The sequence below is a fragment of the Saccharopolyspora sp. ASAGF58 genome (genome assembly GCF_012277335.1).
Classification (GTDB): Bacteria; Actinomycetota; Actinomycetes; order Mycobacteriales; family Pseudonocardiaceae; genus Saccharopolyspora; species Saccharopolyspora hattusasensis.
This window is the reverse complement of record NZ_CP040605.1, coordinates 4,692,825-4,716,311: the sequence shown is the minus strand read 5'-3', so window position 1 is coordinate 4,716,311 and position 23,487 is coordinate 4,692,825. Positions and strand designations below refer to the sequence as shown.

The following is a 23,487-nucleotide window of genomic DNA, read 5'->3' as shown; positions in this document are numbered from 1 at the left end:
GCGCGATCCAATGGCGGTGGTCAGAACTCGCACCGGGTTGGTATGTCCGACCACACCGACGCCGGTGGTCGGAACATCCGGCTCCGAGGCGGCAGCCCGGCACGACGGCGAACCGGCTAGACGAGTCGGGCGATCAGCAGGTCGAGGCCAGCCTTGTGGTGGCTGGCGCGGAGCCGATCGCCGCAGGTCAGGGTGGCCAGGCCGTGCAAGACGCGCCAGACCACTCGGCGAGGGTTTGATCGCGATCGTCGGCCAGTGGTTCGAGCGCCGCGATGAACTCGCCGAACGCCGCACGGCACCGACCCGCCAGGTCTCGACGGCTTAACCATCCGGATGAAGCGCGAAGGACACCTGCTGCCAACTCAATTGGCAGCCAACTCAATTGGCCAGAGGTGCCCTTCGCTCGGTTTCCGCCGCCCGGTGGGGCGGTGTCGCGGGGGTTCAGGACAGCTGCGCGGGCACCGCTTCCGGTTGGGCGAACTGGTTGGCCGGGCGGCGGAGGCCGTAGTGATCGCGGAGGGTCCGGCCGGTGTACTCGGTGCGGAAAAGGCCTCGCCGGCGGAGGATCGGCACCACGTGGTCCACGAAGGACTCCAGACCCGATGGGAGCACCGCGGGCATCACGTTGAACCCGTCCGCCGCGCCGCTGGTGAACCAGTGCTCGATGGTGTCGGCGATCTGCTCGGGCGTGCCGGTGAACGTGCGGTGGCCGCGACCGCCGCCGAGCCGGTGGATGATCTCCCGGACCGTCAGGTCTTCCCGCTTCGCGAGGTCGACCACCAGCGTGTACCGGCTCTTGGCGGTCTCGATCTGGTCCTCACCGGGCAGTTCTTCCGGCCGCAGCCGTCGGTCGAGGTCTTCCTCGGTCAGCTCGACGTCCAGCAGGGTGGCCAGCCGGTGCAGCGCGTAGCTGTGCACGATGTGGTCCTGCAGGTCCGATTCCAGCCTGCGAGCCTCGGCTTCGGTGGACCCTATGACCGGCACGATCCCCGGCAGGATCTTGATGTCGTCCGGGTCCCGGCCGTGCTGCTGAGCGCGTTCCTTCAGGTCGGCGTAGAAAGCCTTGCCCTCGTCCAGGGTCTGCTGCGCGGTGAACACGGCCTCGGCAAACCGCCCGGCCACCGCCTTGCCGTCCTCCGAGGAACCGGCCTGCACCAGCAGCGGGTAGCCCTGCGGCGAGCGCGGTACATTCAGCGGCCCGCGAATCGTGAAGTGCTCGCCCCGGTGGTCGATGGCGTGCACCTTGCGGTCATCCGCCCACACCCCGGATTTGTCGTGCACCTCGGCATCGTCTTCCCAGCTGTCCCAGAGCTTCTGCGACACCTCGACGAACTCTTCCGCCCGCCGGTAGCGGGCGTGGTGCGACGGTAGCTCGTCCAGGTTGAAGTTGCGCGCCGCCTCCACCACCGCGTTGGTGACGATGTTCCAGCCCGCCCGGCCGCCGCTGACGTGGTCCAGCGACGCGAAGCGGCGGGCGAGGTTGTAGGGCTCGTTGTAGGTGGTGGAGGCGGTCGCGATCAGTCCGATCCTGCTGGTCGCCGTCGCCAGCGCGGTCAGCAGCACCGTAGGTTCCAGCGAGGTCGCCGGTCGCTGACCGACGTCGGCGCGCAGGGCCGGAGTGTCGGCCAGGAACACCGAGTCGAAGGTGCCGCGCTCGGCGATCCGCGCCAGGTTCACGTAGTGGTCCACGCCGATGCCGGCGGCCGGATCGCTCTCCGGCAGCCGCCACGCCGCCTCGTGGTGACCGACGTTCATCAGGAACGCGTTGAGGTGCAGCTTCCGTTCACCCATTGGAATTCTCCGAATCGTCTTCGGTCACTCCGAGCGCCGCGAGCAGGGCGTCCCGGTGGTCGATGAATCGCGGATCGCGGTGCGATCTCGGCACGGGCAGGTCGATTTCCCGGTTGACGGCGATGGTTCCGCCGTCCAGCACCAGCACCCGGTCGGCCAGCGTGATCGCCTCGTCGACGTCGTGCGTGACCAGCAGCACCGCCGGTCGGTGCCGGGCGCACAGCTCCCGCAGGAGCCGGTGCATCCGGATCCGGGTCAGCGCGTCGAGCGCGCCGAAAGGTTCGTCGGCGAGCAGGAGTTCGGGTTCCCGCACGAGCGAACGGGCTAGTGCGGCGCGCTGCTGCTCGCCGCCGGACAGCGCGTTGGGCCAGGAACGTTCGCGCCCGGCGAGCCCGACCTCGCTCAGGACCGCTCGACCCCGCTCTGCGGCGTCGGCACCGGACAAGCCCAGCGTGACGTTGTCGAGCACCCTGGCCCATGGCAGCAGCCGCGAGTCCTGGAAGACGACTGCGCGTTTCTCCGGGACGGTCGCCGACCCGCTGCCGGTGACGTCGTGGTCGAGCCCGGCCAGCGCGCGCAACAACGTGCTCTTGCCGGAACCGCTGCGCCCTAGCAGGGCCACGAACTCGCCGGGCGCGATGTCGAGGTCGATGCCCTCGAGCACCGCCCGATCACCGAACCGGCGCACCAGTCCGCGAACCCGGATTTGTCCACTGTGGATCTCGGTGGGTCGCTCGGTCAGCTGTCCAATGTTCGGCGCCATGACAGCACCCGTCCTTCCGCGAATCGCACAACACTGTCCGACAACAGCCCGAACAGGGCGTAGATGACCAGGCCCACCACGATGACGTCGGTCTGCGCGTAGTTCCGGGCCTGCGTCATCAGCGAGCCGATGCCGCTGGTCGCGTTGATCTGCTCCACCACGACGAGCGCCAGCCACGAGATCGTCACCGCCATCCGCAGGCCGGTGAAGAAACCCGGTAGCGAACCGGGAATCGCGATCCGGCGTACGAACTGCCAGCGGCTCAACCGCACGGTCTCAGCTAGTTCCACGAACCGCCCGTCGACACCGCGCAGGGCGGCGTGGGTGTTCAGGTAGATCGGCACCAGCACCGCCAGCGTCACCACCGTGATCTTCATGCCTTCCCCGATGCCGAACCAGATGATCGCCAGCGGGATCAGCGCGAGCGTCGGGATCGCCCGCTTGATCTGCACCGGTCCGTCGACCAGCGCTTCGCCGAAGCGGCTGAGCCCGGCCACCAGCGCCAGCACCAGCCCGATCAGCACGCCCAGCAGCAACGACACCGATGCCCGCCACAGCGACGTGAGCAGGTGCGACTGCAACCGGCCGTCGGTGAGCAGCTCCCCAGCCGTCGACACGACCTGCGCAGGCGGCGTGAGCGTGTGCGGCGACAGCAGGCCGATGCTCGAGGTCAGCTGCCATGCCAGCAGCAGCACGACCGGGCCGAGCAGCCGGAAGAACGGGATCTTGCGGCCGGGCCCCAATCGCCGACGCTCAGCCACCATGGCCGTTCTCCGCTCGGCTCGCACCGATTCGGCGCACCGACTCGTCGACCACCGCGTCGAACCGCCGGTCGAAGTGCTCGTTGGCGTTCAACGGCTTCGGCAAGCCGCCGTCGGCTCGGAGCAGGTCGATGGTGTGCTGCTGCGTGGCGATGAGCGCGTCGTCGATCTTCGGGAACACGACCTCGCCCTCGGACGCCACGATCCGCTCGCCGTCGGCGCGGGTGACGCCCTGGTTCTTGACGTAGTAAAAGTCGATCCACTCGCTCGGGTGGGTCGCCGCCCACTGCCGGGCCGCGACGAAGTGGTCGACGAAAGCCCGGATCGCGGCTGCCTTCGCGGGATCCTCCAGCGCCGCGCGACGCGTGTAGAGGAAGCTCAGTCCGGTGCTGGTGCCCTCGGTCTCGGCGACCGGAATAGTGGTGCCCTGCCCGCCCGTCTGGGTAAGGAAGCGGGTGAGCCTGGGTTCGTTGAGCGGCGCGACGTCCACCGCTCCGGTGCGCACCGCGTCGTTGAACTCGGCCAGCTGCAGCCGGACGAGTTGCACATCGTTCGTGCTCAGGCCCGCCTTCTCCAGCGCCCGCAGCACGGACGACTGCTGCGCGGTGCCCTCGGCGTAGGCGATCTTCTTGCCGCGCAGGTCCGACAGGGTGCGGACGTTCGCGCCCGGGGTCACCGCGAAGCGGGTCGAGTTGGGATCGATGCGGTACGCAGCGATGATCGGCACGTCCTCCCCCGACGCCTGGGCGTAGATCGGCGGGGTGTCGCCGACGATGGCGATGTCGGCGGCCTCGGAGCGGAACGCTTCCAACACCTCGGGGCCGCCGGTGAAGTTGGCGAATGCGGGCTTGACCGGGATCTTGTCGAACTCGCCGGAGGCGCGGAACAGGCTTTGCAACCGCTCCTGCTGATCCGCGACGACGAGCTTGGTCCCCGGCGGGATCTCGGTGGGCAGTGGGGCATCCGCGGCCAGCCCGCCGGTGCCGCCGCCGGAGGCGCAACCGGCGAGCGCCAGCAGCGCGGCGAAGCCCGCGGCGGCTCGGGCGATGGTTTTTCGGTGTCGAGCCGGGCGAATCCGCCCAGCAGGGGCCGACGAAGACATGAGCTACCTACTTTTCAGCGCTTCTTCAGCGCAGGGGGAGACACCCGGCGAACGTTCCCGGGTGCGGAGCAGTGGCGCAACGGCCGACCGGCCGCGAAGGGTGAAGTGCCGTCAGATCAACGACAGCTGCAACACGTGACGCGCATCAGATCAATGGCGCGTCGTTCGACGAACGTGTTGGGCGAGATCACGAGCCGAGGATAAAATGGACCACCACGGCCAGGGAACAACATCCCATTCGCTGAGAAGCCGCCACGAGTCCATACAGGACATGTTCGATGCGGCGACACGTTTCGCCTGGTCGGGTCCCGTGAGTACTTTTGGGTGCGATAGCGGTTGGTTGGGAAGGTGTTGAGCGAAGCGAACAAACAGTTTGTGCCGCCTACCGACGCGAACAGGTGCCGCCTACCGACGTGAACAGGCCGTTCGCCCCACACCGGTTGGCAAGGCACAGCCTCTACAGCGCCCAAGAGCACTCACGGGGATCGGCAGGCTGTCCGGCGTCGGCGGCTGGAAACCCGCGAGCCTGGTGCCCGGCTCGGCCGGCTGCCACCCCGGCAGGTACTTCCGGGACGCCCGAAGCACCTTGCGGAGTGCGCGCTCCCGCACGGCCGCCCTGCCCGACGCGAGCTCGAACATCGGCAGCCTGGTCACCGTCCCCCGCGCGGTTCTGCGGCGAGCGCTACCTGGACCTGTTCGAATCGGTGGACCCGCGCCGAGAGATCATCGGCTACGTCGCCACCTTCGGAACGATTGCCAGAACCGGCCCCGCGCCGCGGCCGTACGTGCCGGGCGCGGCGCGGTAGTTCCGGGCTCTAGTCCTGAGATTGCGCCTCGGCCTGGGCCTGCGGCTCCGCCTCGGGCCGGAGCTCTGGCTTCGTCTGGGGCTCTGGCTTCGTCTGGGGCTCTGGCTTCGCCTGGGCCTCTGGCTTCGCCTGGGGCTGCGGCTTCGTCTGAGGCTCGGGATCGGCCTGCGAGGAGGAACTGCTGTGTGCGGTTCCGTCCTGGGACTCACCGTCATGCGTGGACACGTCCAACAATGTCGCGGTGAGGATCTTGTCCAGCCCTGAGGGGCGCTCGGCCGCCGCAGCGGTGCCGGCCGCTCCCAGCACGACCAGACCGCTGAGCAGCGCAGTGACGAGTGGACGACGCATCGAAAACCTCCCTGTGGGTGGGCATTGCCGTGGGAAACGCCATCACAACTCGATCACCACCGCCGGGTCCATCACCGTGCCGTGTAACCGGTTCCCGAGTTCGGGGGACGCAAGCGCCCCGCGGGAGAGCAGTGGCCCGGTCGCCGGGGGACGTGCGACCGGGCCACTCAGAGGTGGTTGCCTGGGGGGTGTCAGGCGTCCACCCGCTCTTCCTCCCGTGATTCCGCAGCCTGCGCACCACGCTGCGGAATCGCTCGGGAAGCGCCAGCCGCAACAGAGCTGCTGGCCGACCGCACAAACCGACGCCGTCGAAGAACCCGCCGCACAGGATCGGGGACGAGCCTCGGCGCTGCCCGCGCTGTCCGGGGGATCGCAGCACGGTTGCGACTGCGGCCAGCGCACCAGGAGGGCGCACCGGGAATCCGTCTCCGTCGCGGTGTCGGAACGTGAGTGAGGTCATGCTTCCGCGCCAGCACCCCGCTGTCGCCCTTAAGGACATAACGAAACTTTTGTCACTTTTGTAATCCGCTCCTCGCCCGGAGTCTCCCGCCCTGACCTGCGGAGATGGTGGGTCCACGTGCGATCGTCGACACCGGGCGGTTACCGTTCGGGCCGCCGGTGATGAGCAGGCAAGCGCGATGTGGCGGGTGCAGAGGTCGTTGTCGCGGCAGTTGCCCGGATGGCAGCTGCTGATCATCGTCCTGCTGCTCGCCTCGATCGCGGTGTTCTCCGTGGCCCAGCCACGGATGGAATTGATCCGCAGTGCCGGAGTTGGACTAGCTGTTGTACGGCCTCGACCTAGTCGGCCCGGGGGTCGTGCCGATCGCGCAGTGGCGGCCCGAGCACGGCGACCTGGACCTGCAGCCGCCCACTCCGCTCGGTTATGCCGCCGTGGCGCGGAAACCGTAAGCAACCCGACATCGGGCCGAACGGGTCAACCTCATACGCCGTTTGCGCTGATCAAATCGGCCGCAATACGGAAATAACCTGACAAATAGCCTGGTACGGTGACGGGCGTGCCCGAGATGACCACTACGTGTGCAACCCAAGCCTCGGGCCGGAGCAAACGCAAAATCAGCTGGGACGTCGTGCGGACCGGCTGCGTTTCGCTCGTGATGTGCTACCACGCCACCTTCCTCAGCACCTACCTGCACCCCGAGATGACGCCGCGAAACGTCGTCTTCCCCTACCAGGTCGGAGCAAGCCTGCTGCTGGTGATCTCGGCGTACTTCGCCTGCGTCACCATCGGCCGCGGCACCGTGCTGCGCTACTGGTGGGGACGCATGGCCAGGCTGTTCCCGCCGTTCGCCGGCGCGGTCGTGGTGATCTTCGCGGTGATGCGCTGGGCGGCGATCGAAGGCTGGTTCTACCCGAGCTTCAATGACCTGTGGTGGAACCTGCTGATGCTGTGGAACTGGAAGCCGGCGGACTACTGGTTCGTCGACGGTTCACATTGGACGGTCCCGCTGCAGCTGATGGGCTTCACCGCGGCCGCGTTGCTGTTCCGTACCAGGTGGGGCCACGGGCGGCGGATCATCGTGGTGCTGTGGGCGGCGGTGCTGGTGCCGATCGCGCAGTGGCCGGTGCGGGTGGCCGACAAGTCGGAGCTCTACCGCACGATCGTCGACGGCATCGGCGTGCACCGCTGGCACCTGTTCGTCGCCGGGGTGGCGATCTGGCTGTGGTCGACCCGGCGCATCGGCCTCCTGCACTTCGCGGCGATGCTGGCGGCCTGCATGCTCGGCCAGGCGCTGCACAACTACACCGAGACGCCGGAAGGTCTGATCGCCGACTGGGGCTCGACGGTCGCGGTGTGCATCGGCATGGTCGTGGTCGCGCTGACGGCCTTCGGGCCGGACTGGGACCGGATCTTCCCGGAGTGGCTGGCCGGGCGGATCCGGTGGTTCGCCGGGATCTCCTACGGCGTGTTCCTGGTGCACCAGACGATCGGCTACATCCTCATGAAGGAGCTCGACGAGATCGGCTTCGACCCCCTCCTGCAGACGGCCGCAATGCTGGTTACTGGCACGGCGCTGGGCTGGGCCTTGACCCACGCCGTCGAGCGCCCAACGCACAAGTTCCTGATGCGCACCTACGACGGCCTCGCCAACCGCCGCCGCACCCGATCCAGCGAAGCGCGAGGGGCACCCTCGAGCGATTGAACCACAGCGGTTGAACCACTCAAGGGTGCCCCTCACCTCGAAAAATTCGTCAGATCGGGCGGCGGCTCAGGGGTTCCGCGTCGAGCGGGGTCAGGACGCGGACGGGGGCCGGGACGTCGGCCCAGCGGCGGACCGCCGCTTCCGCTTCCGCTCGCTGCCGGTCGGGCAGGCCCTCGATCTTCGCTCCGTGGTTGGCCCCAGGGACCAGGTAGCTGTAGGAGTCGCTGGTGCCGGGGCCGAGCCGGAAGGGTTCCGCGCTCCACGGGTCGCGCTCGCCGTTGACGAACATCAGTTCCGCGCCCTGGCTGCGCACCCACGCGTCGATCTGCCGCATCGACCCCGGTTTGAAGTCCATCGGGATGTCGCGGGACACCAGGTTGCGGGGCTGGCTGAGCTCCCGGTGGTGCAGCAGGTCGGCCAGCAGCTCGTCGGAGACGTCGGGCCAGCCGAGCTGGGTGCCGGCCTGGTAGTAGTACGGCGCGTACGGCTCGATGCCCTGGTCGGTGTAGAAGGAGAACTGCGCGGTCTCGTCGAAGAACGCGTAGATCTCATCGGTGCTCGCGGTGGTCGCCGGGATCTTGGCGCAGTCCTGCTGGCCCCGGTACTGCCAGAACGCGAACGGCGTGTCGAGCACGACCATCTCCAGGCCCCGGTCGACGTCACCGATGATCCGGTCGAAGGTCAGTCCCTCCGCCCCGGCGTAGGCGTTGAACTTCGCCAGCATCTCGTCTCGCCGGACCAGCGCCTCCCGCTGCACGGCGAGCAGCGCGTCCCGGCAGGCCGGGTCGGTGCCGACCGAGGCCAGGAACTCGTCGTAGCTGTCGCGGTCGTTGTCGACGTCGTTGGGCGCCACGTAGGCGACGGTGCCGGCCACGTCGTCGGGGTAGAACCGGCGGTGGTAGACGGCCGTCATGCCACCCTTGCTCGCCCCCGTCGTGATCCATTTCTGCTGGTAGATGGACTGCAGCGCGTAGATCACCCGGTGCTGGTCGGTGGCCGCCTGCCAGATGTCCAGGTCGTTCCAGTCGGCCGGATCGGGCCGGGACGGGACGAAGAACCGGTGCTCCATGTTGACCTGGTTGCCGTCGACCAGCCGCGTCGGCTCGGTGCGGGTGACCTTGCCCGGCAGCTCGTAGCCGGTCGTGTAGAGCACGGTGGGCCGGCCGAGGTCGCGGTGCAGCAGGGTCAGGCGCTGCTGGAAGCCCCCGGCCTTCGGGTGCCGGTGGTCGCTGGGCTGCGCGAACGTCAGGTCGAAGAGCCGGAACCCCGGCTCGGTGGGTCGCTCGCCGACGACGGTCAGCCCGGGCACCGCCTCCAGCCGCTCCCGGATGTCGTCCGGCGGGGACGCGCCCACCGGGGCTCCGACGAGGAGCATGCCGCACACCACCACAAACGTGACGAGACCGCGCCAGTTCATTCCGCCTCCTGCTGGGCCCGAGATCACGCCGAACCTAGTTCCGCCGGGGTACAGCGGGAAGGCCTCGGCGTGTTCTCGCCGTTTCCTGTTGTGCCAGCTGGAATCCTCGCCGCAGGTAACGAGAACCGCCTCCCGGAAGGACGAATCGATGACGAAGGAAGAAATGCCGCCGGACGTGCAGGAGCTGCTGTCCCGCCCGAACCCGGCGGTGATCGCCACCGTTAACGCCGCCGGCGCGCCGGTCTCGGTGGCCACCTGGTATCTCTGGGACAGCGGAAAAGTGCTGGTCAACATGGATGCGGGCCGGGCACGGCTGAAGCACCTCAGGGCCGATCCGCGGGTGTCGCTGACGGTGCTGGACGGCGCGAGCTGGTACCGGCACGTCAGCCTGCGCGGCCGGGTCACCGCATTGGAGGACGACCCGGACCTGACCGACATCGACCGGCTCGCCCAGCACTACCTGGGCGAGCCGTACCCGGTCCGCGACCGGCCCCGGGTCAGCGGCTGGATCGAGGTGGACGCCTGGCACAGCTGGGGCGGCTGACAGCCGGTCCGGCACGTGCGGGGTGGAGCGAACGGACTGTTTACCTCAATAGAAGGCGCGTACAGGCCGTTCGCTCCACCAACACGACGCCGGTTCCGAGCGAACGGACCGGCTGCTCCGATAGAAGGCGCGAACAGGCCGTTCGCTCCACCACCCATTAGGCGGCGGTGTCCGCCCCCTGCGGGACCGGCTCCTCGTCGCGCTGCTTGGGCACGCTGACGTCACCGGACGGCATCTGTCCACTTTGGACGACTTCGCCGACGTAGCCGTCGGATGCCTCGCTCACCGCGCCGGCCTCCGTCGCCGCCAGGAACGGCTCCGCCGCGGCCAGCACCTGCTGCGCGGCCCGCACGCGCTCCGCGACGTCCTGCCGCATCCGCAGCATCGTCTCGGCGTACTCGTCGGCTCGCCGGATCCGCCGCTCCGCTTCCGCGGTCGCTTCGCGCACCCGCCGCTGCGCTTCTTCTCGGCTCTTCTGCTCGCGCTCGGCCTGGATGCGCGACGCCTCTTCGCGGCGCGCCGCCATCGACACCTCGAAGTCGTGCTCGATCTGGGTGCGACGCTCCTCTGCCTCGGTGTCCAGCCGGCGGCGGCGCTGCTCCGCTTCGCGCGCCATCGCCTGGACTTCCTCGCGGGTGCGCGCCAACATATCGTTGCGCTGCTGCTCGGACTGGCGGCGCCACTCGTCGGCCTCCGCCACCAGCTTCTCGTAGCGTTCCCGGAGTTCGGTGGCGGCCTGCTCGGACCGCGCCCACTCGTGCTCGGATGCGGACTGCGCGGCGGCGACGATCTCGTCCGCCTCGTCCTGCGCGAGCCGGACCATCCGGCGTAACCGGCCCGACAGCGCTGCGGCGTCGATCGGCGAGCGCGCCTGTTCGTCGAGCTGCTGCTTGAGCGACGCGACCTCGGCGCGCGCCTGGTTCAGCTGCGCCGTCAGGTCGCCGACCTGACTGAGCGCCGAGTCCCGGTCTTCGGTGACGAGCCGGATCTCGTTCTCGGTCTGCTGGATGTAGAACTTCACCTGTGATCGCCGGAACCCGTACCACACCGTGTCGAAATCCGACTTCAGCGGTACCAGTTCGCGGTCTTCGATGTGTCCCACGGTCTCACCCCGCTCGATTGATCAACATTGCCTGGGAGCGAGCCACGCCCCGACGCGGCAAGTCCGTTGTACACCTGAAAAGCGTGTCGCGATGCCCGCCGCAGGGCTGAACTGTTCAGCCCCGGGCACCGGGCAACGCGCGGTGCCACGGGTCGCTGGCCCCATTGTCCACTGCCGCGGCGAGTGAGATCAACTCCCCGGATTCCGGTGCAACGCAACGGTCATCCGATGTTGACCGGCCATACACTAGCGCGGATTGCCTGCTGGAATCAGGTTTTCGCGCCCACCCCGAGGACTCGACGGAATATCGTCTCGATTTCGTCTCGGCTCGGCACCGATTCCCGGACGACGCCTTGCAGCAGCAAACCGCAGAACAGAACGGACAACGCGCGCCCGGTGGACGGATCGGTGTAGGAGGCGAACAGCTCGGCCAGCGCGGTGTCCCATTCCTGGCTGACCTGGCGTAGCGCGGGCTTGTGCAGCGAGGCGATGTAGAGCTGGTGCTCGACGACGGTCTGCGGCAGGGCCGGACCGAGGTAGTGCAGCACCAGGTCGGTCAGCGCGACGGCCAGATCGCAGTCGCGTTCGAGCTGGCCGGCCCACTGCCGGAGGTGCTCGACGTCGTCCTCGGCGGCCTGCCGCAGCGCGCTGGCGAGCAGGTCGTCGAGGGTGGCGAAGTAGTAGGTGGTCGACCCCAGCGGAACATCCGCCGCAGCCGCCACGGCACGGTGCGTGAGCTTCTCCACCCCGCGCTCGGCGACGACCGTGATCGCGGCGCGGGCGATGCGCTCGCGGCGGGCCGGGTCCTTGCGGTGCGCGGCGGGCGCGGGCGGGATGGTCGACATTCGCTTCGGCGTTCCTCCCGTGGGCTCCACAACGACACCTAGCCTGCCACGTTGACCAGCGAGGGCGATGCGGTCCAGGTCACCGGATCCGCGTTCGTCCTGTTCATCACGCTTTTTTCGATGATTCACCCGGAAGCCCGGCACTCGATGATGTACAGATGTACAGGATCGGTGTTAGGGTCTTCCGCGGCACTGCGCCGGGACACGAGCGCTAACCCGCCACCGAATGGACCGCCAGGAGGTGAATTCCGCAAATCGCGGGTTGTCGGTCCCCCATTCGGATAGTTGCGCGCAGCCCATGGTTACCGGCGGCGCAATGGGCGGGCGCGCCTTAATGTGGCGGAGCGAATCGGATCGTGGCAATGCGCACACTTGTACCAGAAGTGCGCAGCGCAAAAAGCACAATCGACATCACGGGGAAACGAGCCATGTCGCAAGGTGAGAATTCGACGCCCACGCTGTTCATTGATGGCGAGTGGGCGTCGGCCGCTGACGGTCGCATCCGCGAGATCCGCTGCCCGGCCGATGGCACGCTGGTGGCCACGGTCGACGAAGCCGGGACTGCCGATGCCGAGCGGGCCATCGCCGCCGCGCGCCGCGCCTTCGACGACGGCGCCTGGACCGCCACCTCGGCCTGGGAGCGCGGTGACCTGCTGCTTCGGGTCAGCGACATCCTGGTGCGCGACAAGGCGGAGTTCGCCCGCGCCGAATCGCTGGACACCGGCAAGCGGCTGGTCGAGAGCGAGTACGACATGGACGACATCGCCGCGTGCTTCCGCTACTTCGGCAAGATCGCCGGCACCAACGCGGGCCGCATCGTCGACACCGGCTCGCCGGACGCGATCAGCCGCGTGCAGTACGAACCGGTCGGCGTGTGCGGCATGATCACCCCCTGGAACTACCCGTTGCTGCAGGTGGCCTGGAAGGTCGCCCCGGCGATCGCGGCGGGCAACACCTTCGTCCTCAAGCCCAGCGAGCTCACCCCCAGCACCGCGATCCTGCTGATGCGCGCGCTGGCCGAGGCCGGACTGCCCGCCGGGGTCGGCAACCTGGTGCTGGGCACCGGCGCCGAGGTCGGCTCGGTGCTGGCCGGGCACCCGGACGTCGACCTGATCTCGTTCACCGGGGGCCTGCACACCGGGCGCAAGATCTCGGCCGCCGCGGCGCCGACGGTAAAGAAGGTGGCCCTGGAGCTAGGCGGCAAGAACCCGAACATCGTGTTCGCCGACGCCGACTTCGAGGCCGCGGTGGACTACGCGCTGACCGCGGTGTTCCTGCACTCCGGGCAGGTCTGCTCGGCCGGGGCGCGGCTGATCGTGCAGGACGCGGTGCACGACGCGCTGGTGGACGAGATCGTCCGCCGCGCCGGGCTGATCCGCATCGGCGGCCCGTTCGACTCCGACGCCGAGACGGGGCCGCTGATCTCCGCCGCGCACCTGAAGAAGGTGGACGACTACGTCGCGAAGGCCGTCGCCGAAGGCGCCGTGCTGCGCACCGGCGGCCGCCGCCCCGAGGGCGAACGCTACGCCAACGGCCACTACTACCTGCCCACCATCCTCGCCGACGTCAAACCGGGCAGCTACGCGGTCACCGAGGAGTCTTTCGGCCCGGTGCTGACCGTCGAGCGCTTCACCGACGAGGACGAGGCGGTGCGCATCGCCAACGACACCCACTACGGCCTTGCGGGCGCGGTGTTCACCGGCGACCCGGGCAAGGCTCAGCGGGTTGCCAACCGGCTGCGGCACGGCACCATCTGGATCAACGACTTCCACCCCTACCTGCCGCAGGCGGAATGGGGCGGCTTCAAGCAGTCCGGCATCGGACGCGAACTGGGCCGGGCCGGACTCGGCGAGTACCAGGAGGCAAAGCACGTCTACCAGAATCTGCGGCCAGCACCACAGAACTGGTTCTCCGGAAAATAGGGAGGAATTCGCTTTACCCGCGGCGGTGACCGAACCACCGCCGCGGGAACTGCGCGGCCAGTCCGGGCCGCGCTTTGCCCGAAACCGCCGATGTAAGCGGTGATCTTCGCGCGACGCAAAGCAACCACCCGATTCGTTCCCCTCCCCGCATCCGGCGGGCGGGCATGGTCGGGAAAGGAGTTCGGGGCATGAGCGCGCCCAATTACGACGCCGAGCTCAACGAGTTCGGCTACACCAACAAACTGAAGAGAAGCCTCGGCGGATTCGCGACCTTCGCCGCCGGGATCAGCTACATCTCGGTGCTCACCGGCACCTTCCAACTGTCCTACTTCGGGCTATCCTTCGGGGGCCCCGCCTACTGGTGGTCCTGGCCGATCGTGTTCGTCGGGCAGTTGCTCGTGGCGTTGAGTTTCGCCGAGCTGGCGTCCCGGTACCCCATCGCCGGCTCCATCTACAACTGGGCCAAGAAGCTGGGCGGTCAGCACATCGGCTGGCTCGCGGGCTGGATGATGCTGCTGGCCTCGATCGTGTCGATCTCGGCCACCGCGCTGGCCTACCAGAACACGCTGCCGCAGATCTGGTCCGGCTTCCAGCTCATCGGCGACGGCAGCACCAGCACCGAGCAGGCCGTCAACGGCATCCTGCTGGCCCTGGTGCTGGTCCTGTTCACCACGCTGGTCAACGCCTTCGGGGTGAAGCTGATGGCCCGGATCAACAGCGCCGGCGTGTTCATCGAACTGGTCGCGGCGGTGCTGCTGATCGTCGCGCTGGCGCTGGTCGTGGTGAACCCGCCAACGGTCGTGTTCGACACCAACGGCGCCGAGTCCGCCTTCGGCGGCAACTACCTGGGCGCATTCCTGGTCGCCGGGGTTGCCTCGTCGTACGTGATGTACGGCTTCGACACCGCCGCCTCGCTCGGCGAGGAATCCATCGACCCGCAGCGCAACGCCCCCAGGGCGATCCTGCGGGCGCTGATCGCCTCGTTCATCCTCGGCGGCCTGATCATCCTGCTCGGTCTGATGGCGACCCGGGACTTCTCCGCGCCGCAGCTGGCCGAGAGCGGCCTGCAGTTCGTGCTCAACGACGCGCTGGGCCCGCTCGTGGGTCGGCTGTTCCTCCTGTCGATCTTCGTGGCGATCACGGTCTGCGTGCTGGCGGTGCACGCCGCGGCGATCCGGATCGCCTTCGCGATGGCCCGGGACAACGCGCTACCCGCCGGTTCGCTGCTGGCGCGGGTCAGCCCGCGCTGCCAGACGCCGATCGTGCCGGCCGTGGTCATCGGCGTGCTCGCGGTGGCCCTGCTGGTGGTCAACATCGGGCAGCCGCAGATCTTCACCGCGGTCACCAGCCTGGCGATCGTCCTGATCTACATCTCGTACCTGCTGGTCACCGTGCCGATGCTGGTCGCGCGGCTGCGCGGCAAGTGGTCTGCGCCAAAAAGCGAGGCGAAGCAGCCGGGCCGGTTCGGCCTGGGCAAGCTCGGGTTGCCGACCAACGTCCTGGCCGTGCTCTGGGGCTTGGGCATGACGATCAACCTGGCGTGGCCGCGCCGCGAAGTCTACAACGCGGAGCCGCCGTACCACTGGTACCTGCAGTACAGCTCGGTGCTGTTCGTCGGAGTCGCGGCCGTAGGCGGATTCGCGTACTACTGGTTCGTCCAGCGCCACAAGGTCGGCGTGCTCGCCGACCACGCCGCGGAGTCCACTTCGGACAGCGGTGCCACGAGCCCGGTTGCCTGAGCGCCCGCGCTGATGACGTGCCCAGCGGACTCGACCGCACCCGGCATCAGGCAAGCGCCGGAGCCGCTTCCCGCCACGCACGCGACCGGCACCGCCGCGGGTTCTCAACGGTGTCCTGCGGGGACACCCGCACCCCGGGCGGCTCGCGGGGCAAGCCCCGATGTGGCGTATTGACATATGCGAATCGGGGATCCCGCAGACGAGGGGGCTTCTGAGGTTCCGCTACCCGCACCGCCGAGCAAGGCGACCAGAAGGTTCATTCCAGAAACGGAGATTCCCAATGGCAGATCAGTTCGACTACGTCGTGGTGGGTGGCGGCAGCGCCGGCGCGGCCATCGCGGCGCGGCTGTCGGAGGACCCGGACGTCACCGTGTGCCTGCTGGAGGCCGGCCCGTCCGACGTCGACGACAAGGCAATCCTGGAGCTCAAGCGCTGGATGGCGCTGCTGGAGTCCGGCTACGACTGGGATTACCTGATCGAGCCGCAGGACAACGGCAACTCGTTCATGCGGCACGCGCGGGCCCGGGTCCTCGGCGGCTGCTCCTCGCACAACTCCTGCATCGCGTTCTGGGCCCCGGCCGAAGACCTCGACGAGTGGGAGTCGCTGGGCGCCACCGGTTGGGGCGCCAAGGACATCTTCCCGCTGTACAAGCGGTTGGAGACCAACGACGGGCCGGGCGAGCACCACGGCCGCAGCGGCCCCGTGACCATCCGCAGCGTCCCGCCGGAGGACCCGTGCGGCGTCGCGCTGCTGCAGGCCTGCGCCCAGGAAGGCCTCCCGGTTACGGAGTTCAACTCCGGCAAGACCGTGGTGCACGGCGCGAACTGGTTCCAGATCAACGCGCGGGAGGACGGCACCCGGTCCTCGTCGTCGGTGTCCTACCTGCACCCGAACCTGGACCGGCCGAACCTGGAGATCCGCACCCAGGCCTGGGCCAAGAAAGTCACCTTCGACGGCACCCGGGCCACCGGCGTGCAGTACCTGGACGCGGACCTGATCCACACCCGCACGGTGACCGCGCGCCGCGAGGTGGTGCTGTCCACCGGCGCCATCGACACCCCGAAGCTGCTGATGCTCTCCGGCATCGGGCCGGCCGAGCACTTGCGCGAGTTCGGCATCGACGTGCTGGTCGACTCCCCCGGCGTCGGCTCCTACCTGCAGGACCACCCGGAGGGCGTGATCAGCTGGGACGCCAAGCAGCCGATGGTCACCGACTCCACGCAGTGGTGGGAGATCGGCATCTTCACCACCACCGAGCCTGGCCTGGCCAGGCCGGACCTGATGTTCCACTACGGTTCGGTGCCCTTCGACATGCACACCGTGCGGCAGGGCTACCCGACCTCGGAGAACAGCTTCTGCCTCACCCCGAACGTCACCCGCGCCCGCTCCACCGGCACGGTCCGGCTGCGCAGCCGGGACTTCCGGGACAAGCCGAAGGTCGACCCGCGGTACTTCACCGACCCGCACGACATGCGGGTGATGACCGAGGGCATCAAGCTGGCCCGCAAGATCGTGGCGCAGCCGGCGATGCAGGGCTGGGCCGGTGCCGAGCTGTTCCCGGGCCCGGACGTGCGCACCGACGACGAAATCGCGGACTACATCAAACGCACCCACAATACCGTCTACCACCCGGCGGCCTCGGTGCCGATGGGCGCGGACGATGACCCGACGAAGCCGCTGGACGCCCGCCTGCGGGTCAAGGGCGTGCAGGGTCTGCGGGTGGCGGACGCCTCGGCGATGCCGTTCCTGGTCGCGGTGAACCCCAACATCACCACGATGGCCATCGGCGAAAAGTGCTCCGACATGCTCAAGGAGGACAACCGCTGATCCGGTGCAGGTGAGGGGCACCCGTGCCGCTCACCCCCCGTGACACGGATCCCGGCGTCATCCCCCGATCGCGGGTCGGTGTCCGAACGCTGCGAAGGTCCCGCCGGTCCCTCTTCCCGGAGGGACCTCCGGCGTTTTCGGATGTTGCGGTGGTTTGCGCATCGATCACCGCAACGACGTTCTCAGTGATCAACTAAACGGCTACTGACCAGCGCTGATGGTCGCCGTTTGCGGCCGGTGGGCCGTCCTTACCGACACCCCGTCGTGCGTGGACTTCTGGCGTCGTTCGCAGAGATCTGCCACCGACGGCCAGTGTCCGAGGCGCCACTCGCCCAATAGGACGACACCCCGTAGTTCTGCGGCATTGCTAGAGCAGTCCTACCGTGACGGTCTGGGGTGTCCTACGGGATGGGATGGGCTTAAGCCCACAGCTGCTGGGGGGGCTTTATGGATCTGTCCATCGTGGTTCCCTGCTGCAACGAAGGAGACGTACTCGACGACTTAACAGATCGGCTGTCGGCCGTCCTTCCCAAGATCAGCCACGATTACGAGGTCATCCTCGTCGACGACGGCAGCTCCGACGAGACCCTCGCCAAGGCGCGCCGGGCCAGCGTCGAGCATCCTGGCTTCCGGTTCGTCTCGCTGAGCCGGAACTTCGGCAAGGAAGCGGCGCTAGTAGCGGGGTTGAGCCATGCCACAGCCAGTCGTATCGCCGTTCTGGATGCGGACCTGCAGCACCCACCGGAAATGCTGCCCGACATGGTGAAGCTGCTGGACTCGGGCTACGACCAGGTGGTGGCGCGGCGGACCCGCCACGGGGAGTCGTTCGCGCGGACGGCTCTGTCTCGCCTGTACTACTGGGCTGTGAACAAGCTCGTCGATGTCTCCCTTCAGGACGGCGTTGGCGACTTCCGCCTGTTGTCGCGGCGTGCCGTCGACGCGTTGCTGTCACTGCCTGAGCACAACCGGTTTTCGAAGGGGCTGTGTTCCTGGATCGGCTTCGACACTGCCACGGTCAGCTACCGCAACGTCGTTCGCGGCGGCGGCAAGTCGAAGTGGTCGGCCGGAAAACTGTTGAACTACGGCATCGACGGGATTCTCTCGTTCAACAACAAACCGCTGCGGGCGGCCATCCACTTGGGCGCACTGATCACGGTTCTTGCGTTCTGCTACGCCACGTTCGTTGTCGTCAACACGCTCGTGTACGGGGTGCGCGTTCCCGGCTACGCGACGCTGGTGGTCGCTGTCGCTTGCCTCGGCGGCATCAATCTCCTCGTCCTCGGCGTCATCGGCGAGTACCTGGGACGGATCTATGTCGAGACGAAACGACGGCCGCCGTTCCTGGTCAAGGAAACCGGGCCGGTAGACAAGGCGGCAGCGTCGGCACCCTGGATCAGCGACCGAGACGCACCGCAACAGCGTGACGGACCACAGACGGCGGTCAACGTCAACGGCCACGACCCGGCCAAGTGGGCGTCCAGAGGTCGTTGAGGGCTAACGGTGCCGGGCGGGCGGAGCGGGTCGCGGTTGGTGCGTTTCTGTTTGGTTGGCGTGGCGAACACTGCGGTGCACTACGCCATCTACATCGCACTGTGGTTCGTGGTGCCGTATCTGGTCGCGCACCTCGTCGCGGCTTCGGTCGCGATGGCGGTGTCGTACCTGCTGAACTGTTACTACACCTTCCGCGTTCCGCCCACGCTGCTGAAGTTCCTGCTGTACCCGCTGTCGAACCTCACAAATCTCGCGTTGAGCGCGGCCGCGGTCTACACGCTTGTCGAGTACGCCGGGGTCGACTCCCGGATCGCGACATTCGCGGGCGGGGTTGTCGCTGTGCCGGCGACCTTCCTCGTCTCCAGGTTCGTCCTTACCCGGACGTCGCTCGTGGTGGGCGGCAGGGCGGACGGCGGTGGACAGGTCGGCAAGGAACCGAGCAGTGCGGCACGGAGGAGCCGGTCTTCGGGGAACGGCTGCTGAGAGGAGTGCTAGTGGCGAACACGGTTTCTCCGGACGAGACGGACATTCCGGTGGAACAAAAGACGCCGCGTGTCGGGCCGAACGGCGTTCGGTGCGGATTCGCCGCGCTGACCTGTGCCTTGGCGGGCTTGCTGGCGCAGTTTCCACTCCTGAGAAACTCGCTGGCCTACTACACAGACGATGCCGCGATCCAGATCCTGCCCATGTGGTACCGCCTCGGCGAACAGGTCCGCGGCGGGTCCTGGCCGGTCACGCTCGATGTTGGCTCGTGGATGGGCGGCAACCTCGTCCTCGAGGCGTTGTTCGGAGTGTGGAATCCGGTCAACGCGCTCGTGTGGGTGTTCGTGTCCGTCATGCCGGACCTGGCGCTCGCCGGAGACGTCGTCCGCTCGGCGGCGTTCTCGGCGATCGCTCTCGGCTCATATCTGCTGTTCCGGGAGTACGGGGCGCGCCCATGGGCCGCGAGTGTGACCGCCGCTTCCCTACCGTTCTGCGGATCGCTGTTCTTCTTCGACGCGGTCAAATGGCCGGCCGCGCTGCTGGCGTTCGTGTGGATCCCGTACCTGTGGTGGGCTACGCGCCGAATGGCCAAGGGAAAGGCCAACGCCGCCTGGGTCTTCGTCTTTGGGATACTCGCTGTGACCGCCGGCAACCCATACGGGATGCTCGGGGTGTGCGGCGTACTGTTCGCCGTGCTCATCGAAACCGCCGTCAACCGGCGCTGGCGGGTGACCGGTGAGGTGTTCCTCGCATCGGCGGCGATCGTCGCGGTGGCACCGCTGGTATACCTTCCGCTTCTGCTCAGCTCCCACGTGACATGGCGCAGCACCGGTGGTGCCCCGCGCAACACCGGCGAACTCACCCCGAACCTGAGCGACCTCCTGAATGCAAGCCTTCCCGGCTACGTCCCGGAAATCCCCAACGTCGGGGACTCGGCAGTCTTCTTCTGTTGGTTCGCCGTCCCGCTGGCGGCCTGGTTCGACTGGTCGGTGGTGCGCCAGCGACGTCGGGAACTAACCGGCTGCCTGGTGTTTACCGGGATTTTTCTACTGATGGCGATCGGCCCGTCTGATTTTTGGATGTTCCGTTGGCCGCTGCGGCTTTTGCACTACGGCTACCTCGGTCTCGGGGTCCTGCTGGCCGTCCTGCTGTCCGCCGGGCTGCGCACCGACCACCTGCGCCGACGAACGATGGTCGCAACCGCGCTGCTGCTGTTCTGCTCCTACCTCGGATGGGCCGCCAACCCGGCCCCCACGATGCTCCGGCGCCAAGTCCTCACCGTGCTCGGCCTGGCCGTGCTGAGCGGCACGGCAGTGTGGGCATTCCGGCGGCTGGGCACACGAGGACTGGCCGCGGTCGTGCATGCCGGCACGGTGGGGACTTTCGCGTTGCAAGTGCACTGGTTCGTCGACAGGCACACGCCGCCGCCCTACTACTACCCAACCAACATCGCCGAGGCGCGCGCTCACTTCGCGCACCGCTATCAGGGCGCGGTGTTCCAGATATCCGACCTCGGTGGGATCGGCCCACCACGGCCGGGCCCCGAGGCGTGGCACGATCTCATGCCCGGCAACTTCTACCAAGCAACCGGGATCGAGAGCATCAACGCTTACACCGGCATGGGATTCTCCGCGCTATCGAACGCGGTGTGCCTGTCCTACAACGGTTCCGCTTGTGCCGATGCCTACTCCGCTCTGTGGCAGCGCGTCCCCGGCACGGAAGCGCCGCTCGCGAACCTGTTGCGGGTGGACACCGTCGTCGTTCAACGGCGGCTGATTCCCGAGCCAGTCGTGCCAGCAGGCTGGCACGTGGTGCAGCGAACAGACCGCATCACCGTGCTCGAACGCACTGTCGCTGCACCGCGCACGAGCGGACGGCTCAGCTGGGCATCACCGAACGTGCGCGTCACGGCGAACACGGCACTGGACAACCGCCACGAAACAGCAACGTTCAGCCGGTCGGACAGCAGAGGCGGACAACTCCTCTTTGCTCGACTCGCATGGCCGGGCTACACCGCGAAGATGGGCGACAGACAGCTTCCCGCCCACGCCGGCCCCGCCGGGCTGCTCCAGGTCGACATCCCGACCGACGCGCCGAATTCCTCCGACATCCGCATTTCCTGGTCGCCACCCGGTATCCGCATAGCTCTCATATGCGCGGCGCTAGGCGCACTGACCACCACCGCGCTGGCGGCGGCGCAAGCCCACCAGCACCGCCACGGGGCGCTGCGGAGGGCGAGCAGGTAACAGACGATCCACCACGTGGCCGTGTCGGCGAAATGCAGCCCAGGGACAACGGTTGCGCAGGCATCAGGCCGGGTCGACGTAGCGCATCACGAGCGTCGCGCAGGCGTCGTCCTCGAGCGCTTGGTAGACGTGGTCCACCCCGCCGTCGAAGCGGATGTAGTCACCCGGGCCGAGCGTTTCCGGCGCGGACTCCGGCCCGACGACGAGGGTTCCGGAGTGCACCAACAGCTGCTCGATCACCCGCGGCCGGTGCGCGCTGGACACGTACCGGGCCCCGGCTCGCACGTGCAGCCGGTACACCTCCAGCTGCTGGCCGCCGCTGAACACCCGGTCCATCAGCTGCACGTCCACCGTCTGCCCGGAGAGGTCCGAGCCGCTGGCCCGGTTGACCACCACCGCCTCCTCCGCGCTCCCCCCGGACTCCGCAACCAGCAGCCGCCCCAGCGGCGCATCGAGCACCGTCGCGAGCGCGTAGAGCGTCTCCAGCGTCGGATTGCGCCGACCGGCCTCCAGCTCCGACAGCGTGCCCTTGCCGATGCCGGCCCGGCGGGCGGTCTCGGACAGCGACAGTCCGCGCAGCAATCGGGCGGCGCGCAGGTTCGCGCCCACGACCTTGACCAGCTCCACCGCTACCTCCTAGCATCGGTCGTTCCATAAACAGAACGGAGGCCCCGGTGCAGTTACGGCAACAGCTCCCCACCGCCCTGCCGATGTCCACATTGGTCGCCGGCGCCATCACCACGTTGGTCGGCGTGGTGAGCTCCGCAGCCATCGTCTTCCAAGCCGCGCGGACCCTCGGCGCGGGCCCCGCGGAAATCGGCTCGTGGATCCTCGCGCTCGGCGCGGGCATCGGCGTCACCTCGATCGCCCTGTCCCTCCGCTACCGGGCGCCGGTCATGCTGGCCTGGTCCACGCCCGGTGCCGCGCTGCTGGCCACGAGTGGTCAAGGTACCTCGATGGCCGAAGCGGTAGGCGCGTTCCTGCTCGCCGCGGCGCTGACGGTGCTGGTGGGGCTCACCGGCTGGTTCGAGCGGATGGTCAACCTGATCCCGTCGTCGATCGCGTCCGCGCTGCTCGGCGGCGTACTGCTGCAGTTCGGCCTGGGCATGTTCACCGCCATGCAGACCGAGTTCTGGCTGGTGCTGGCGATGCTGGTGGGCTATCTGCTCGGCAAGCGCCTGGTGCCCAGGTACGCGGTGCTCATCGCGCTCGTGATCGGCGTGGTGCTGGCCGCCGTCCAGGGCTCGTTGCGCTTCGACGGCGTCGGCTTCGCCCTGGCCGCGCCAGTGTGGACCTGGCCGAGCTGGTCGCTGCACTCCATGATCAGCCTGGCCGTTCCGCTGTTCATCATCACGATGACCTCGCAGAACCTGCCCGGCATGGTGACGCTGCGCGCCCACGGCTACCCGACGCCGGTGTCGCCGATCCTGTCCTGGACCGGCGCGGTGAACGTGGTGCTGGCGCCGCTGGGCTGCTTCGGCATCAACCTCGCGGCGATCACCGCAGCGCTGTGCATGGGCCGGGACGCGCACGAGGATCCGGGGCAGCGCTACAAGGCCAGCATCGTCTCCGGCGCCTGCTACCTGCTGCTGGGGGTCTTCGGGGCGATGCTCGGCAGCCTCATCGCCGCGTTCCCGCTCGCGCTGATCACCGCGCTCGCCGGGATCGGCCTGCTGGACACCATCGGCGGCTCGCTGGCCAAGGCCACCGAAGACCCGGGCAGTCGCACCGCCGCGCTGATCGCGTTCCTGGTCACGGCCTCGGGCCTGACGATCTTCGGCATCGCGTCGGTCTTCTGGGGCCTGCTGGCCGGGGTCACCGCCCACCTGATCACCAGGAAACCGGTGGCCCGCACCTGAGAGCGAAGCGAACGGCTTGTTCACGTCTTCCATCGACGCAAACGGGCCGTTCGCTCCAACACCGGAGCGCTCGGGGACGGGGTCAGCTGGCAAGCCTCTGGGGCGGCCGACCAGCGCGGCACCATGGCAAGTTCTGGACCATCAGCCCCGGCGACTTCCAGCCCAAGCCCGTGCAGCGGACCCTGCCGATCTACCGGGGCGGGGTCTCCCTGCGGCCTGACCCACCCGAGGCGAGCAGTCGGAGTCTAGCGCACATACCGTCTAGTCGGTACGGTTCT

At 68.2% G+C, this 23,487-nt stretch carries 19 protein-coding genes; 10 read left to right on the top strand and 9 right to left on the bottom strand.

Annotated elements, in window-relative coordinates; genetic code table 11:
* Positions 1-441: 441 nt before the first annotated feature.
* The 5 genes from FDZ84_RS22610 to FDZ84_RS22590 all read right to left on the bottom strand — a co-directional run bounded on the left by FDZ84_RS22610 (position 442) and on the right by FDZ84_RS22590 (position 5,571).
* Positions 442-1,791, bottom strand: a complete 1,350-nt coding sequence (locus tag FDZ84_RS22610) for an LLM class flavin-dependent oxidoreductase (protein WP_168587534.1) — start codon at positions 1,789-1,791, stop codon at positions 442-444.
* Positions 1,784-2,554 carry an ABC transporter ATP-binding protein gene (locus FDZ84_RS22605; protein WP_168587533.1) on the bottom strand — a complete coding sequence of 257 codons (771 nt, stop codon included), beginning with the start codon at positions 2,552-2,554 and terminating at the stop codon, positions 1,784-1,786. Before FDZ84_RS22605 ends, FDZ84_RS22610 begins: the two co-directional genes overlap by 8 nt.
* Positions 2,530-3,318, bottom strand: coding sequence for an ABC transporter permease (locus FDZ84_RS22600; protein ID WP_168587532.1), 789 nt, complete (start codon positions 3,316-3,318; stop codon positions 2,530-2,532). The genes FDZ84_RS22605 and FDZ84_RS22600 overlap by 25 nt, the downstream gene beginning before the upstream one ends.
* Entirely contained in the window at positions 3,308-4,417 is a 1,110-nt protein-coding gene (locus tag FDZ84_RS22595; RefSeq protein WP_168587531.1) for an ABC transporter substrate-binding protein, read from the bottom strand. Before FDZ84_RS22595 ends, FDZ84_RS22600 begins: the two co-directional genes overlap by 11 nt.
* Before the next feature lie 815 nt (positions 4,418-5,232).
* Entirely contained in the window at positions 5,233-5,571 is a 339-nt protein-coding gene (locus tag FDZ84_RS22590; protein WP_168587530.1) for a hypothetical protein, read from the bottom strand.
* Between the two features lie 783 nt (positions 5,572-6,354).
* On the opposite strand from FDZ84_RS22590, the gene FDZ84_RS22585 reads away from it, so the two are divergent.
* Positions 6,355-6,480 (top strand): SAM-dependent methyltransferase, encoded by a 126-nt coding sequence (locus FDZ84_RS22585; protein ID WP_210435050.1) that lies wholly within the window; start codon positions 6,355-6,357, stop codon positions 6,478-6,480.
* A gap of 116 nt (positions 6,481-6,596) precedes the next feature.
* Positions 6,597-7,733, top strand: a complete 1,137-nt coding sequence (locus tag FDZ84_RS22580; RefSeq protein WP_168587529.1) for an acyltransferase — start codon at positions 6,597-6,599, stop codon at positions 7,731-7,733.
* Positions 7,734-7,782: 49 nt separating this feature from the next.
* Here the strand turns inward: FDZ84_RS22580 and FDZ84_RS22575 are convergent, their stop codons facing one another.
* Positions 7,783-9,150 (bottom strand): S28 family serine protease, encoded by a 1,368-nt coding sequence (locus tag FDZ84_RS22575; RefSeq protein WP_168587528.1) that lies wholly within the window; start codon positions 9,148-9,150, stop codon positions 7,783-7,785.
* A 148-nt stretch (positions 9,151-9,298) separates the two neighbouring features.
* Between FDZ84_RS22575 and FDZ84_RS22570 the strand changes: the two genes are divergently transcribed.
* Entirely contained in the window at positions 9,299-9,694 is a 396-nt protein-coding gene (locus FDZ84_RS22570; RefSeq protein WP_168587527.1) for a PPOX class F420-dependent oxidoreductase, read from the top strand.
* A 157-nt stretch (positions 9,695-9,851) separates the two neighbouring features.
* On the opposite strand, the gene FDZ84_RS22565 is transcribed toward FDZ84_RS22570, so the two are convergent.
* Positions 9,852-10,796, bottom strand: coding sequence for a cellulose-binding protein (locus FDZ84_RS22565; protein WP_210435048.1), 945 nt, complete (start codon positions 10,794-10,796; stop codon positions 9,852-9,854).
* Positions 10,797-11,065: 269 nt separating this feature from the next.
* Complete coding sequence (locus FDZ84_RS22560) at positions 11,066-11,641, bottom strand: TetR/AcrR family transcriptional regulator (RefSeq protein ID WP_168587526.1); 576 nt, start codon at positions 11,639-11,641, stop codon at positions 11,066-11,068.
* A 428-nt stretch (positions 11,642-12,069) separates the two neighbouring features.
* Between FDZ84_RS22560 and FDZ84_RS22555 the strand changes: the two genes are divergently transcribed.
* The 6 genes from FDZ84_RS22555 to FDZ84_RS22530 all read left to right on the top strand — a co-directional run bounded on the left by FDZ84_RS22555 (position 12,070) and on the right by FDZ84_RS22530 (position 21,350).
* Complete coding sequence (locus tag FDZ84_RS22555; RefSeq protein ID WP_168587525.1) at positions 12,070-13,563, top strand: aldehyde dehydrogenase family protein; 1,494 nt, start codon at positions 12,070-12,072, stop codon at positions 13,561-13,563.
* A gap of 188 nt (positions 13,564-13,751) precedes the next feature.
* Positions 13,752-15,302, top strand: coding sequence for an APC family permease (locus FDZ84_RS22550; RefSeq protein WP_168587524.1), 1,551 nt, complete (start codon positions 13,752-13,754; stop codon positions 15,300-15,302).
* A 280-nt stretch (positions 15,303-15,582) separates the two neighbouring features.
* Positions 15,583-17,130, top strand: coding sequence for a GMC family oxidoreductase (locus tag FDZ84_RS22545; protein WP_168587523.1), 1,548 nt, complete (start codon positions 15,583-15,585; stop codon positions 17,128-17,130).
* Between the two features lie 447 nt (positions 17,131-17,577).
* Entirely contained in the window at positions 17,578-18,621 is a 1,044-nt protein-coding gene (locus tag FDZ84_RS22540) for a glycosyltransferase family 2 protein (protein ID WP_168587522.1), read from the top strand.
* A gap of 9 nt (positions 18,622-18,630) precedes the next feature.
* Positions 18,631-19,104 carry a GtrA family protein gene (locus FDZ84_RS22535; RefSeq protein ID WP_168587521.1) on the top strand — a complete coding sequence of 158 codons (474 nt, stop codon included), beginning with the start codon at positions 18,631-18,633 and terminating at the stop codon, positions 19,102-19,104.
* Positions 19,105-19,115: 11 nt separating this feature from the next.
* Positions 19,116-21,350 carry a hypothetical protein gene (locus FDZ84_RS22530; protein ID WP_168587520.1) on the top strand — a complete coding sequence of 745 codons (2,235 nt, stop codon included), beginning with the start codon at positions 19,116-19,118 and terminating at the stop codon, positions 21,348-21,350.
* A gap of 63 nt (positions 21,351-21,413) precedes the next feature.
* Here FDZ84_RS22530 and FDZ84_RS22525 read toward each other — a convergent pair whose 3' ends face one another.
* Positions 21,414-21,977, bottom strand: coding sequence for a helix-turn-helix domain-containing protein (locus tag FDZ84_RS22525; protein ID WP_168587519.1), 564 nt, complete (start codon positions 21,975-21,977; stop codon positions 21,414-21,416).
* Between the two features lie 47 nt (positions 21,978-22,024).
* On the opposite strand from FDZ84_RS22525, the gene FDZ84_RS22520 reads away from it, so the two are divergent.
* Positions 22,025-23,209 carry a benzoate/H(+) symporter BenE family transporter gene (locus FDZ84_RS22520; protein ID WP_168587518.1) on the top strand — a complete coding sequence of 395 codons (1,185 nt, stop codon included), beginning with the start codon at positions 22,025-22,027 and terminating at the stop codon, positions 23,207-23,209.
* Positions 23,210-23,487 lie beyond the last annotated feature (278 nt).